This window comes from Mycobacterium sp. IDUB_28 (assembly GCF_055419285.1).
The window spans coordinates 1-12,710 of the sequence record NZ_JBVAXK010000027.1 but is presented as its reverse complement, the minus strand read 5'-3'; the positions used below and the strand labels follow the sequence as shown (position 1 = coordinate 12,710).

General features: G+C 62.2%; 14 protein-coding genes, 1 tRNA gene and 3 pseudogenes. 13 read left to right on the top strand and 5 right to left on the bottom strand.

From position 1 onward, the window contains the following. The first annotated feature begins 188 nt into the window (after positions 1-188). The 7 genes and pseudogenes from ACZYZ9_RS26330 to ACZYZ9_RS26300 all read left to right on the top strand — a co-directional run bounded on the left by ACZYZ9_RS26330 (position 189) and on the right by ACZYZ9_RS26300 (position 3,578). On the top strand, positions 189-374 hold the full coding sequence (locus ACZYZ9_RS26330; RefSeq protein WP_463829089.1) for a hypothetical protein: 186 nt from the start codon (positions 189-191) through the stop codon (positions 372-374). Positions 375-606: 232 nt separating this feature from the next. Next, positions 607-795: pseudogene (locus ACZYZ9_RS26325) on the top strand (DUF2510 domain-containing protein); the annotation flags it as partial. A gap of 146 nt (positions 796-941) precedes the next feature. Further along, entirely contained in the window at positions 942-1,091 is a 150-nt protein-coding gene (locus tag ACZYZ9_RS26320) for an excalibur calcium-binding domain-containing protein (protein ID WP_463829091.1), read from the top strand. 6 nt (positions 1,092-1,097) lie between these two features. Next, a complete protein-coding gene (locus ACZYZ9_RS26315; protein WP_463829088.1) occupies positions 1,098-1,421 on the top strand; it encodes a YbaB/EbfC family nucleoid-associated protein in 324 nt (107 codons plus the stop codon). A 103-nt stretch (positions 1,422-1,524) separates the two neighbouring features. Then, the gene (locus ACZYZ9_RS26310) at positions 1,525-2,793 is read left to right on the top strand and encodes an amidase domain-containing protein (protein ID WP_463829087.1); all 1,269 of its coding nucleotides are present in this window, start codon (positions 1,525-1,527) and stop codon (positions 2,791-2,793) included. Next, positions 2,793-3,194 (top strand): hypothetical protein, encoded by a 402-nt coding sequence (locus tag ACZYZ9_RS26305; protein ID WP_463829086.1) that lies wholly within the window; start codon positions 2,793-2,795, stop codon positions 3,192-3,194. The genes ACZYZ9_RS26310 and ACZYZ9_RS26305 overlap by 1 nt, the downstream gene beginning before the upstream one ends. A gap of 18 nt (positions 3,195-3,212) precedes the next feature. After that, positions 3,213-3,578 carry a hypothetical protein gene (locus ACZYZ9_RS26300; RefSeq protein WP_463829085.1) on the top strand — a complete coding sequence of 122 codons (366 nt, stop codon included), beginning with the start codon at positions 3,213-3,215 and terminating at the stop codon, positions 3,576-3,578. Positions 3,579-3,885: 307 nt separating this feature from the next. On the opposite strand, the pseudogene ACZYZ9_RS26295 reads toward ACZYZ9_RS26300, so the two are convergent. Beyond that, positions 3,886-5,628 (bottom strand): annotated as a pseudogene (locus tag ACZYZ9_RS26295) (IS481 family transposase). Positions 5,629-5,763: 135 nt separating this feature from the next. Here ACZYZ9_RS26295 and ACZYZ9_RS26290 point away from each other — a divergent pair. The 5 genes from ACZYZ9_RS26290 (at position 5,764) to ACZYZ9_RS26270 (ending at position 8,626) form a co-directional block, all read left to right on the top strand. Continuing rightward, entirely contained in the window at positions 5,764-6,165 is a 402-nt protein-coding gene (locus ACZYZ9_RS26290) for an Ltp family lipoprotein (RefSeq protein ID WP_463829084.1), read from the top strand. 293 nt (positions 6,166-6,458) lie between these two features. Then, a complete protein-coding gene (locus tag ACZYZ9_RS26285; protein ID WP_463829083.1) occupies positions 6,459-6,632 on the top strand; it encodes a hypothetical protein in 174 nt (57 codons plus the stop codon). A gap of 288 nt (positions 6,633-6,920) precedes the next feature. Then, positions 6,921-8,012 carry an amidase domain-containing protein gene (locus ACZYZ9_RS26280; protein WP_463829082.1) on the top strand — a complete coding sequence of 364 codons (1,092 nt, stop codon included), beginning with the start codon at positions 6,921-6,923 and terminating at the stop codon, positions 8,010-8,012. Further along, positions 8,009-8,428 (top strand): hypothetical protein, encoded by a 420-nt coding sequence (locus ACZYZ9_RS26275; protein ID WP_463829081.1) that lies wholly within the window; start codon positions 8,009-8,011, stop codon positions 8,426-8,428. The genes ACZYZ9_RS26280 and ACZYZ9_RS26275 overlap by 4 nt, the downstream gene beginning before the upstream one ends. An 18-nt stretch (positions 8,429-8,446) precedes the next feature. Then, the gene (locus ACZYZ9_RS26270; protein WP_463829080.1) at positions 8,447-8,626 is read left to right on the top strand and encodes a hypothetical protein; all 180 of its coding nucleotides are present in this window, start codon (positions 8,447-8,449) and stop codon (positions 8,624-8,626) included. A 263-nt stretch (positions 8,627-8,889) separates the two neighbouring features. On the opposite strand, the gene ACZYZ9_RS26265 is transcribed toward ACZYZ9_RS26270, so the two are convergent. Continuing rightward, a tRNA-Lys gene (locus tag ACZYZ9_RS26265) sits at positions 8,890-8,962 on the bottom strand. A 241-nt stretch (positions 8,963-9,203) separates the two neighbouring features. On the opposite strand from ACZYZ9_RS26265, the gene ACZYZ9_RS26260 reads away from it, so the two are divergent. Beyond that, positions 9,204-10,403, top strand: a complete 1,200-nt coding sequence (locus tag ACZYZ9_RS26260; protein WP_463829090.1) for a L,D-transpeptidase — start codon at positions 9,204-9,206, stop codon at positions 10,401-10,403. A gap of 16 nt (positions 10,404-10,419) precedes the next feature. On the opposite strand, the gene ACZYZ9_RS26255 is transcribed toward ACZYZ9_RS26260, so the two are convergent. The 3 genes and pseudogenes from ACZYZ9_RS26255 to ACZYZ9_RS26245 all read right to left on the bottom strand — a co-directional run. Continuing rightward, positions 10,420-11,193 carry a mannan-binding family protein gene (locus ACZYZ9_RS26255; protein ID WP_463829079.1) on the bottom strand — a complete coding sequence of 258 codons (774 nt, stop codon included), beginning with the start codon at positions 11,191-11,193 and terminating at the stop codon, positions 10,420-10,422. A gap of 20 nt (positions 11,194-11,213) precedes the next feature. Then, positions 11,214-11,921: a DUF3329 domain-containing protein gene (locus ACZYZ9_RS26250; RefSeq protein ID WP_463829078.1), complete on the bottom strand. Its 708-nt coding sequence runs from the start codon at positions 11,919-11,921 to the stop codon at positions 11,214-11,216. Positions 11,922-11,945: 24 nt separating this feature from the next. Continuing rightward, positions 11,946-12,644: pseudogene (locus ACZYZ9_RS26245) on the bottom strand (MlaD family protein); the annotation flags it as partial. Between the last annotated feature and the right edge of the window lie 66 nt (positions 12,645-12,710).

The following is a 12,710-nucleotide window of genomic DNA, read 5'->3' as shown; positions in this document are numbered from 1 at the left end:
CGTATGCCGCCGGCGCCTGTTCGATGCCATGTCGTTAGTGATTCTTCCTGCCCAAGCACTCGGGCAACAGAGTCCCATAACGACTGGACCACTACAGGGGGCTCACCTCACTCGGATGCAACACGATCCACGTTGCGACTCAACGGCACTGGTTCCCGGAGATCAAGCCGATTATCGGTGACGAGAGCATGCCGCCACCCTGGCAGATCGTCTTCTCCAAGCGCGGCAATGAGAATGTCGTTGTCACCAACGGTCAATGGTTCGGCTTCGACGGCACCTATATCCGCGTTCTTGACCACCAGGACGCCGAAGCCAACTACACCATCACCGACGCCCCGGTGCCGCCATCGCTACCATCCGACGACCCGACCTAAGCGCCCAATCCTTACTTCTCGAGATGAGCTGGTACTTCTCCCTGGCGGCGAATCCGTCTAGTCAATCGCTGCAGGAGGGAGGGTCTTGGAGAGGCAGGCTGAGGGATTAGAGCCGCAATCGCGTCCTTAATCGCGTAGTTGAAGGCTATTTGTGCGGACGTCAACGGTTTGATCGCCTCTTTGAACTCGTTCTCGGCCTTCTCTGTATGCAAAGCGTTGAGCGCAACGGTTAGCTGCTCAGGTGACTGTCCAAGGCACCTTCCCGATGAAAGATCAGTACGGGAACACCGCGAACGACATCGTCGTCAACGTGACTTATTAGCGTTCAACCTTGGACAAGATCAATTTCGACGGGGTGAGTAGCGACCGGATTTGGGAGATCCGTGACTCTGGATTTATTGCTCCCGCTTTCAGGCCGTAGGGCTATGACGGAACCACCTCAGCAGGAGGAGCCGCCCGCGAGGCGGTTTACCCCAGAGCAGATCCGCATCGTTACTTGCTGGATACAAGTGGGACGCTACGACTGGGGGACCGCCCCCGTCAGCACCAGCAACTTGACCACCAGCGCTGTTCCCCCCGAACCTGCCGCATCACTACGCGAACTGCGGCGAGGCCTGGGCTGACGGCAGGACAAATATCCCGCGCGGAGATATCGACTACCACCCGGCGCTGGACCGGGACGGCGATGGTGTTGCATGCCAGCGAGGTGGTGGGTAAGCCGACATGGTGGGGGTAAACGACGGCGCAGCCGACCTCGACGACCTGGCCAATTCGCTCGACAACGTCGTTGGTGAGGCCAAGTCGGAGGGTGGCCTGGTGGAGGTCAAGGTCGACACCCAGGGCCGAGTCGCGGAAGTGTGGCTGGACGACCGCGTGTCGCGTGTTCCGGCGGATGAACTCGCAGAGGCGATTGCAGCGGTGTGCGGTGCGGCATTCAATGACCGGCTTGATCGGCTGGCCGACGCGATCTCGGATTATGACCACACACACGGTCTTGCCGATGGTGTGCGGGACCATCTGCACGCCGCTATCGACCGGTTGAGGTAGTCCGCACGTGGGTGAGGTCGGTCGCGCAGCGGGGCGCGGTCAGGTGGGCATACCGAATACCCTGTAAACGTTCCGGCCAGGTCGATGGTCAGGGGGAGGGGTTGTGGTCACCTTCGCGCAGTTGCGCGACGCGCAGCCTGGGCTGTGGCAAACCGCCGCTGATGATCTCCTGGCAGTGGCCAAACAGTCCGAGCGGACGGCGGGCAATATCCACGCCAATGGTGCCAAGCCGCTCGAAGAACACTGGCCCGATCACACCGGCACCCTGGCCCGCAACGTGCTTGTTCAGGTTGCCGCACGCATGGTCAATTCCGGCGTCCTGGCGCGGGGTGCCACCACACCCTTGGACACGTTGCAGGACGCGGTGGAGATCGCGCAGCGAGAACTGAACGCTGCAGTATCCGACGCGACCGCCAAGGGCTTCTCGGTCAGCAACGACGGAATAGTTAATGTGCCCAAAGCCAGCGTGGACCCGGTCCGCGATCTGATGACCGCGTTGCAGTATCAGCAACGGATCGCTGACGCCGTGCAGGCCGCCACCCAGGCCGACCAGCTCTGTGCCGACGCCTTGACCGCCGTGAGTCTTGACCCCGACGACATCACCGTGGAACAAGCGCAGAACGCGCAGAGCGCGGCAGTGCGCAAGGCTGTTGAAGAGATGCGCGATCAGCTCCCAGACGGCCTGCCCCCGGAGGAGGTCGGCAAGTGGTGGGCGGCTCTGACTCCGCAGCAACAGCAACAACTTCGTCTTGCCGCTCCCGTAGAGTTGTACGACCTGCCTGGCATACCCGCCGACGTCAAAGCTCAGCTGACGAACGGCGGCAACGGCTACAACCCCATCGAGGCGATCCGGTGGGCTAAAGCCAACGCCGACAACGAAAGTCTCAATAGGTTCAATAACAACTGTGCGCTGTTCGTGTCCGAGTCGCTGCGCCGTGGCGGATTGCCTGAGAGGGAAGGTCAGTGGGCAAAGCGCGACTGGCTCGATTCGGTGCCCGATGTCCCCGCAGTGCCGCCGTGGGTTCCCGAACTACATGGTAAGGATGCGGATTCGGTTCGCTACACCAAGTCCTGGTACAACGCTGACGAACAACGGCTTTTCCTTCTCAATACTGGTGGGTCGGCGGTACCTGAGTCGGCTGCTCGTCCGGGGGACGTCGCTTACTTTAACTACGCTGACTGCGCTTTTCACCAAGGTGAGCTAAGTCATCACGCGGCGATAGTGTCCGCTGTACTGCCTAATGGTGACGTGCTTTACACCCAGCACACGCCCGGCGCTGTTGACTACAGTCTTCAGGACCGGATGCCGATGCGGCTACAGGAGCAAGGAAACCAGAGTGTGACGATAGTTCGGCCGCAGGGGACCCGGTGATGACCCTCATCGGCACGCTATGGGTCCGGAAGTCTCGGTGGTGGTTCGTCGTATCTGCAATCTTGTTCTGCGTTGCCGCAGTGCCGTTGGGTATTGGTTCGTGGCGCAATCACGTCTGGGAACGCGAGGTCTTGCGACGAAACTGCATGCCACCACTGCCGTCGCACCCCGACACGGACATGCTCGGGCAGGCAGGCTTCAGCCTCGTCGTCATCGCGATGGTTTTCTTACTCATCGGCCTAATACTTGTACTGATCGGTCGTCATCGATGGTGGACCAAAGTCATTGCCGCAGTTGTCATCGCAGTCGTCTTGATATTGGGACTTTGGCTTGTCGTGCTGCTCATCTTCGTGAACGACTCAACCGGAGACACGTTGCCGTGCCAATATCTGGTTGGTTGATGCCGAGAGGATTTACAAGTGAGCGGTGACTTCGTTCAAATTGCACCCACCGAGGTCAAGAACGCTGGAAGCACCATCGAGACCGAGGCAGCCACGGCACGCGCCGCGCTGGTTCCGCTGTTCGACTCGGCGCAACCTGCGGCCAGCGGGAATCCGGGCTTCGTTACTGGGCCTAAATTGGTCGCTTTGGCGGACTCGCTGAAGCGCGAGATGGAGTCCACGATCACCAGGTTGGCCGGAACTGGCAACGCCATAGTTTCCTCGGCGCAAGCCATGTACAACGCCGACAACCCTTTCGGGATGAACATCGACGCCGACAACGCGACCGGCCTCAGCCGTGTCGCCACCGCATTGAACGGACTCGGAAAGCCACCGCCGCAATGATATTCGAGCTTTGATTGCGCCACGGATAGTGCGGCGTTCTCCTAGGTCAAGTAAGCCCTCGGCACTCGCCGATGACTACGGGGTTCGAGCAGACGCTTACGTCAGTCTGAGTGAGACAACAGGCCGCGCAGTTGCGGAAACGGTGAGACGGTCAACATCTCCGGCAATGTATCCATCGTAAAGACGCGTCCGTCCGTGTCACGCAGCACGGGGCCGAGCGTGTCGTTGACGCGATTCCAACCGATGCCGCTTAACACTGACCTGTGTGGTCTCAGGACATGGGTGACGCATCGTTGTCGGGACATGGTTACCGTTTCCGGGGGCGGTGAGCGTTGAAGTTGCGGATGGGTGTGGTGGATGTCCGCGCGTGTAGTGAGAGCTCTTTGATGCCGTCGAGCACGCGGAAGTGATGGTCTTCGATCACGATGGTGACAATGGTTCCGGCGTGTGTTCGTCCGACTCGCAGTCGCTGGCCGCGCAACCATCACGACGCCGTCTTTGGGAACTCGCCGCTGCACGCTCTGGGGTCCTGCTGGTGGCGGTGGTGGCAGTGCCGACGTCGCGGGTCGGGCATCCTTAATCAGCTCAATCTCGTTGAACGGTAACGGGTTCGGCAGAGTTTTCAGCAGCATGTTGCCGGCCGTGGCGTGGATGAGGCCGACGTCGAGTCGCAATGTGACCCTGGTTCCGGCGATGCCCGCGCCGAGTGCGAGTTGGTGGCCTCCGACAACGACGATGCCGTCGCGGCTGGCGGTGCGCTCTATCTCGATCGGTCTCGGTCCTGCAGCGGTCCCGACGGTGGTCGGTGCTTGGCCTGCGGGGTCAGGGCGTCCGGTCCGGACTCCACGCTGCGAGAGGCGTTCGAGATCGGCGGTGGTCACTCGCGACGGCAGGTCTTGATGACGTCTCCGGCGAGCAGGATGTGGATGCTGGACAGGTGGATCCACAGTGTCACCGTTAATCCGGCGTAGTTCTTGCCCACCCAGAGCTGTTGTAAGCCCGCGATCACGATCACCCCCGACGGTGGCACGCGAGCTTCCATTTCGATGGGCTGGGTCCCACTGCCGTTGTTCGATGCTGACCTCAGCGGAAGGGAAGCGGTGGGCTCGTCGGGGCGGGCGGTGTCGGCACCAGGGTGCGCAACGGGTTCGGTGGCTCGGCTGCGGAACAGGCTCGCTGGGGTGGCCATGTCCAGCGATTGGTGAGGGCGCACCGTGTTGTAGGCGTGTACCCATTCGTCGATCGCTGCCTGGGCGGCCTGCATAGACTCGAATGCCCCTGTCTCGTCGAGCAGTTCGCGTCGTAAGGTTCGATGGAACCGCTCCACCTTGCCGGTCGTGGTCGGGGAGCGGCGTTTGGTCAGTCGGGCGGTGATGCCGTTCTCGCGGCAGATCCGCTCGAAGAGGACCTCCACGGGTAGTGGCCGGGTGAACTTGCCAGTGAACTGTTTGCCGTTGTCGGTGAGCACCTCAAACGGCACACCCCAGCGGGCTATCGCGGCCAGGAACGCATCGCACACCGCAGGACCTGACGGGACCGGCAACACCGTGGCGGCGACAACGAAGCGGGAATGATCGTCGATGGCGGTGAGCATCTTGTGTTCGCGCCCGTTGGCCAGGAACACCCCGCCAACGATATCGAGTTGCCACAGGTGCATTGGCGCTTCCCGTGCCCCTCGTTTGTAGACTCGTTTATGTTGTTGCTCTTGGCTATTCACTAAACCGTTGCGCACCAGTACGCGGTGGGTCGTGGAGCGAGACGGAGCCTGGCCACCAATTTCGAGTGTCAGTTCGTAGGCGATTCGACGGGCGCCCCAGCGTCGGTGGTGGCGGCGCATCTCGCAGATCAACGCTTCGACATCAGCAGCGATACGGCCCGGGCTGGAATGCGGGCGACGCGACTGATCGGCCAGGGCGTCTAGACCTCCGGTCACGTAGCGCTTGCGCCACGCTGTGACCGTCTGCCGGGTGACGCCGTAGCGTTCGGCGACCTCGCTGACAGGTGCGCCGTCATTGACCTCGCTGACAGCGCGTAGACGGATCTCGACCATGACACGTGCCGCAACGTCGGAATCCGATTCAGGAACCTCTGAAGTGACCACCGCGAGACCGTCGCAGGCCCAGGTTGCACGTCAACCATGTCCCGATGACGAACAGTCAAAAATGTCCTGACCCATACAGTTGCTGTGAGCAGCGTTCTTCTGGTACTCGGCGGTGTCTCCGAGGGCGAGGCGCAGGCAGCACCCATGGGATATGAAGTGCCCGCCAGTCCGGTAGGTCAGCTACCTCAGAGTCCGATGGGCCAGCAAAACGCTCTACGCGCAGCGCAGCAGTATCTCAATGTCGCCCCATTCTCGCGAACCGGACTCATCGACCAGCTCGTAAGCATTGACGGCTATTCAACGGAAGATGCCTCATACGCGGTAAACAGCCTCTCTGTCGACTGGAATCAACAAGCCGCGAAAGCGGCGAAGCAGTACCTCAGCGTCACCTCCTTTTCCCGCAGCGGACTTATCGATCAGTTGGTGAGCATCGACGGGTATACCAGTGCGCAGGCGCAGTACGGAGTTGCTGCTGTCGGATACTGACACCACTTGGCAGTCTGCGCGCATCACCGAATTTCGCAGTACGTCAGGACCGCCACGTGTTCCGGTTTTCGCCCGCATGAAGCTTGTCTACTCTTCGACAGGCTTCCGTACTCTACAAATGTCAGTGACACCGGGGGAGCCAAAATGGTAGGGGTTAGCGACGACTCTGCCGGCCTCGACGACTTGGCTAATTTGCTGGACGGCGTGGTTGGGGAGGCCAAGTCAGAGGGCGGTCTGGTGGAGGTCAGGGTCGATACCCGGGGCTGCGCGCCGAGGTGTGGCTAGACGACCGAGTGTCTCGTGTCCCGGCGGACGAACTCGCAGATGCGATCTCTGAAGTGTGCGGTGCGGCGTTCAACGACCGGCTCGACCGCCTGGCCGACGCGATCTCCGACTACGACCGTGCACACGGCCTCAACGATGGCGTGCTGGACCCCCTGCACGCCACCATCGACCGACTGAGGTAGATCGCAACTTGGTCAGTCAAGTGCGCATCCCCTTCGCGCAACTCTTCACGGCTCAGCCCGGCACCCACATATCCTGTTACCGTTCCGGCCGGACCAATCGACGTGGGGGAGGGTCGTGGTCACCTTCGCGCAGTTGCGCGACGCGCAGCCCGGGCTGTGGCAAACAGCCGCCGATGACCTCCTGGCAGTGGCCAAGCAGTCCGAGCGTACCGCGAGCACATCCACGCCAACGGTGCCAAGCCGCTTGAAGAACACTGGCCCGACCACACCGGCACCCTGGCACGCAACGTGCTGGTCCAGCTCGCCGGACGAACAGCCAACATGGGCATCCTGGCGCGCGGAGCGACCACCCCGCTCGACACCTTGCAGGACGCGGTGGAAATCGCCCAGCGCGAGCTGAATGCTGCAGTCGCCGAAGCCACAGGCAAGGGTTTCTCGGTGAGTGACGACGGTAGAGTCGGTACACCTAAAGCCAGTGTCGACCCGGTCAGCGATCTCATGACCGCGCTGAGATATCAGCAACGGATTGCCGACGCAGTGGAAGCCGCCACACAGGCGGACCAGCTCTGTGCCGATGCCTTGAGCGCGGTGAGCCTCAACCCCGACGACATCACCGTGGAGCAAGCGCAGAACGCGCAGAGCACGGCTGTGCGCAACGCTGTTGAAGAGATGCGCGATCAGCTCCCAGATGGCCTCCCCCCGGAGGAGGTCGGGAAGTGGTGGGCGGCTCTAACCCCGCAACAGCAGCAACAACTTCGTCTTGCCGCTCCCGTGGAGTTGTTCGATCTGCCCGGCATACCGGCCGACGTCAAAGCTCAGCTGACCAACCACGGCACGGGATACAACCCTATTGAGGCCTTAAGGTGGGCGTACGCCAACGCCCCGAACGAGGGTCTCGACCGTTTTCCTAACAACTGCGCATTCTTCGTGTCGGAATCGCTGCGGGTAGGTGGTCTACGACAAGTGGAAGGCCGTTGGAGTAAAGAGGATTGGGCCAACCCGATACCCAATGTGCCCAGCGTCCATATCCCCTTCACCGATCGAAATTTCGATGCTGATCAGTACCGGTATACGAAGTCCTGGTACAACGCCGACGAACAACGGAGCTTTCTGGTGAATAGCGGTGGGGCTCCGGTTCCTGTCTCGCAGGCTCGTCCCGGCGATGTCATCTATTTCAACTGGAGTGACCCCGCCGCGCACAACGGTGAAGTCAGCCACCATGCAGCAATAGTGTCGAGCGTCCTTCCGAACGGCGACGTCCTCTACACCCAGCACACTCCGGGCGCGGTCAACTACAGCCTGGAAGACCGGTTGCCAATCAGGCTCCAGGAACAGGACCCTCAAACCGTGGTCGTCGTTCGCCCGCCGGGAGCGCGATGAGCAATTTCGCTGTTGTGAAACGGGCTAGGTGGTGGTTCGTTGCTGCCGCGACACTGCTTGCCGGTTCATTGGTGGCTCTGTATGTGGGTGCATGGCGAGTTGACGCCTGGGTGCATCAGCTGGAGAGCAATCACTGCGCCATGCCCTGGCCACCTGCGCCAAACCTCACCGCGACGGGTGGGGCAACGATCGGATTTGTTATCCCCACCATGGTCTGCCTGGTTGCCGCGTCAGTGCTAGTCCTAATCGGAGCGCACCGCTGGTGGCTGAAAGTTCTTGCGACGCTTGGTGTATTAGGTGTTCTGCTGGTGACGTTATTCATCCTGCTCGTCGGGTACAGCGACGCAACCTCCGAACTTGATCGTTATACGGTGAGTGGCAGCGACGGAGGACCGTTGTGTCCGGCTTCGGGGTAGGCGCAGAGGGGATGTCGAATGAGCGGTGACTTCGTTCAAATCGCACCCGCCGAAGTCAAGAACGCTGGAAGCACCATCGAGACCGAGGCAGCCACCGCACCGCCGAAGTTGGTGGCTTTGCTTCCTGACACCACCGACCTGGCGCGAATGCTGACGCCGAGCAGATCGACAGCCGGAGCCGTCGCCCGGGAGAGTTAGGTGTCGTGCAGTGGCGGCCACCGAGTGAGCATTGACTATGTCAGAACCGGCGGTGCCGAAGGCGCTCGCGGCCCCGGCGCATTCCCGTGCTGGGTTGGGCGGCGGCCGGTGTCCGCCCAGAGATGCGTTCGCATTGGTGCCGGTGAGTTGTGGGACTCCTGGGCCGCCGAGCTAGTGGGCGGGGGGCGCGCTCGAAAGCTCGGAAGGAGCGCGGATGTGTACACCGATGGGTACAGTCGCGGTATGGAAAACCCGTTGACCAGTGCGCCGTCAGGGTTTCGAACCCCGGACCCGCTGATTAAGAGTCAGCTGCTCTACCAACTGAGCTAACGGCGCGTGCTCGGTCTGAGACCGGCTCTCGACAATAACAGGCATTGCGTCGCAGAGCGAAATCCCTCACAGTGAGCTACAGCACCAGCAAAGGTAATCCTCCGGACGGCCTCGGTGGGTGGCGGGGAGGCACTACAATACTGGAAACAATCCAGGAAGATGCTGGGGACCGAACCCAGGCAAATGCGGCGGGAATCCGAGGTCAGCGGCGACCATCGTGAGCGAGCAGAAGTTGAAAGGTCACTTGATGGCGCCTTTGCGCAGACGTCGACCGTGGCTGGTTCTGGCCATGGTCTTGGTTGCTGTGTGTGGTGTCGCCTGCGGCAGCGGCGGCAACGGGCCGGTCGCCGCCAAGGTGATCGAGAACAAGGGCACACCGTTTGCCGATCTGCTGGTCCCCAAGCTCACCGCGTCGGTCACCGACGGGGCCGTAGGGGTGACCGTGGACGCGCCGGTGACTGTCGCCGTCGCCGACGGGGTGCTGGCTTCGGTCACGCTGATCAATGAGAACGGCCGGCAGATCGCCGGACAGCTCAGCCCGGATGGGCTGCACTGGCAAACCAGCGAACACCTCGGCTACAACCGGCGCTACACGCTCAATGCCAAAGCGACCGGACTTGGTGGCGTCGCCGACCGGAAGATGACTTTCCAGACCAGTTCCCCGGCGCACCTGACCATGCCCTACGTGGTCCCCAGTGACGGTGAGACAGTGGGCGTCGGCCAGCCGGTAGCGATCCGGTTCGACGAGAACATCGCTGACCGGGCCGCCGCCGAGAAAGCCATCAAAATCACCACCAACCCGCCCGTCGAGGGTGCCTTCTACTGGCTGAACAGACGCGAGGTGCGTTGGCGCCCAGAACATTTCTGGAAGCCAGGCACCAACGTCGACGTCGCTGTCAACACCTACGGGGTCGACCTCGGCGAGGGAATGTTCGGTGAGGACAACGTCAAGATGCACTTCACCATCGGCGACGAGATGATCGCGACCGCCGATGACAGCACCAAGACCATCACGGTGAAGATCAACGGTGAAGTGGTCAAGACGATGCCGACCTCGATGGGCAAGGACAGCACGCCGACGAACAACGGCATCTACACCGTCGGCGCCCGGTTCAAGCACATCATCATGGACTCGTCGACCTACGGCGTTCCGGTGAACTCGCCCAACGGATATCGCACCGACGTGGACTGGGCCACCCAGATTTCGTACAGCGGAATCTTCGTGCACTCCGCGCCGTGGTCGGTGGGCGCCCAGGGCCACTCCAACACCAGCCACGGCTGCCTGAATGTGAGCCCCAGCAACGCGGTGTGGTTCTACGACCACAGCAAGCGTGGGGACATCGTCGAGGTCATCAACACCGTGGGCGGCATCTTGCCGGGTACCGAGGGCCTGGGCGACTGGAACATCCCGTGGGACCAGTGGCGCGCCGGCAACGCCAACGCTTAGCGACCGATTGCCACCCTCAGGCCCGCAATACGCCGCCGAGCGCGGCCAGCGGAATGTGCGCCTCGACCGTGCCGCCATCCATGTACCACTGCGGCAGTCCGGGTAAGTAGTTGATGGGCTCGTCATGGCCGACGGGATAGTCGGGCATGTAGAGAATCAATTCATCAGGGGTCAACGCCCAGGCGCGGTAGCTACCGGAGTACACCTTGTCCGGGGTCCACCGGTCGACGGTGAACGGGTAGGTTCCCGGATCATGCGGCGGCGCAGCCTGATTGAGCGCGGTCTCGATGAACGGCTGGGCCGGTCCCGCAATTGCGCCGAGTGAACCGTTGGTCAGGTCCGCCAGCTGCACGCGCCGACCGCCGGCCATGTCGAAGGTGAAAGTGCGATAGGCGTTGTTCGGCTTGGGCCCGTCGGCGTGATAGTCCTCGTGGAACACCGTGCTGAGCAGATTGCCGTGTTGGAAGACCTGAAAGTTCTCCTCGCCATAACTGTCGGCGGCCATGGCTGTGTTGGCGCGTCGCCAATTCCCGACCAGGGTGCGCAGGTAGTCGCGGATCACCGGACCGGTCGTCTGATTGTCGACGAGGTCGACGGGCACCGCGACCTTGATGTCGCGTACGGCGTTGCGCTCCGAGGTGACCGCGGTGTGACAGTACTGCCCGTCCCAACCGCCGCCGAGCTCGCCGCAGAACGACTCCGCCGATGCATTCGCGGATGCCACGTGCAGGGCGGAACAGCTGCCGGCGGTCGCGAGCAGCATCGCTGCGGCGACGATTCTTCTGATCACAGCTTGTCACTCCGATTCGGCTACAGCAGTTGAACTTTGGCGGCGCGCCAGCGACCGTCGACTTTTTCCATCGTCATCTTGATGCGGCTGCGGTCGATGCGCGGGTCGGGCACCGCCATGTTCGCCACGGTCTGGTCGATGAAGACCAACACCACGACTTTATCCGCGGATCGGGACGCGATCGCCGAGTCCACCACCACCCCGTGCGCGGTGGCTTTATTGTCGATCAGCAGTTGCCGCAGCTGCACGCTGGACTGGGTGTACATGTCCTTGAATTCCCCGGTCGAGCCGTCGAGCACCTGCCGGAAGTTCTCGTCGACGTTGTTGGAGTCGATGCTGGTAAGCACTCCGGCATACTTGATCGCCGCCTGCTGGGCCTGCTCACCGGCCACCTGCGCCTGATGCTGTTGCCACTGCTGCCACCCCAGGAAGCCCGAAACTGCAAGGGAGGCAACAAGCAACACCGGCATGATGCCGCGGCGCAGATAGCTGCCCCACGGCCGGCGGGTCTTATCCCTCTTCTTCTTGGACTTCTTGCTCAGCAGCGCACTGTCGTCATCTTCGTCCTCGGCTACCTCGTCTGCCTGGTCTGCGTCTTCCGCCTCCGCGGCGGTGTCTTCGAACTCGGTGTCTTTGGTCCCCGAATCGTCGATGTCGGTATCCTCGACTGTTTCCGTTGCAGCAGCGATCTTTTCGAGAGTGATGGTCTTCTCAGTAATTGCGGTCATCGGTGTCTCCTCGTGCTGTCGGGATTAGTGCGGGGGTTCGATCGGTAGGGTCGGGCCGCCGTAGGGGGTGGGAATCGTGTAGCGGCCCCGCGGCGTCGGGTCGGTTCGCCGGCCCAGGTCTGCACCGGGCGGGGGGCCGGCGGTGTCGTCGCCGGCCGGCCGCGGCGCATTCTTGGCTCCCCGGATACCGACCCCGGGGTCGTCGTCGCGGCAGTAGGTGTACATGAATGGTTCGAAATAGTCTGCGGCCGAAGGTGAATGCGTCGGGTTGCCGTAGTTGCACGCGTACCGCGGATACAGCTCCGCCGTCGCGAACACGCCATGGTCGTGGAAGGCACTGGCCACCGCGTCGAGCACGGATCCGCGGTAATCGGGAAACAGCGCGTTCAGCGCAGGCACCCGCAGGTAGAGCAACTGCGCGGCGGTGGCCAGGCTGCCCAGCAACTGCACCATGGTCTCGGAGTTGTCGGTGAACAGGCTGTCGATGGCCGACAGCGTCCGCGGTGTCTGCTCGGTCAGCCGCCGGTACCCGCCCTGCATTCTAGCGACCCCCGCCAGGGTCCGGTTGAGACCCACAGTGGCGGCAGCCAGTCCGGCGTTCTTGTCGGCGGCCAGGGTCAACACCACCCGGCTCGTCTTGAGCAGACTGGTGGTTTGCGGCAGCACCGAATCGAGGGTGGAAAGCAGGAAGGTGCCACCGTCCACGATGGCCGCGGAACCTGTCAACCTGAATGAGGCACCGTTGCGCGGTATTTACTGAGCGTCCTCCTCTGGATGGTCGGGTGGGTT

Coding starts and splice junctions, on each gene's coding strand:
- ACZYZ9_RS26330 (WP_463829089.1), top strand. CDS start 189: ATGCCGCCACCCTGGCAGATCGTCTTCTCCAAGCGCGGCAATGAGAAT.
- ACZYZ9_RS26315 (WP_463829088.1), top strand. CDS start 1,098: ATGGTGGGGGTAAACGACGGCGCAGCCGACCTCGACGACCTGGCCAAT.
- ACZYZ9_RS26305 (WP_463829086.1), top strand. CDS start 2,793: ATGACCCTCATCGGCACGCTATGGGTCCGGAAGTCTCGGTGGTGGTTC.
- ACZYZ9_RS26275 (WP_463829081.1), top strand. CDS start 8,009: ATGAGCAATTTCGCTGTTGTGAAACGGGCTAGGTGGTGGTTCGTTGCT.
- ACZYZ9_RS26270 (WP_463829080.1), top strand. CDS start 8,447: ATGAGCGGTGACTTCGTTCAAATCGCACCCGCCGAAGTCAAGAACGCT.
- ACZYZ9_RS26260 (WP_463829090.1), top strand. CDS start 9,204: ATGGCGCCTTTGCGCAGACGTCGACCGTGGCTGGTTCTGGCCATGGTC.
- ACZYZ9_RS26250 (WP_463829078.1), bottom strand. CDS start 11,921: ATGACCGCAATTACTGAGAAGACCATCACTCTCGAAAAGATCGCTGCT.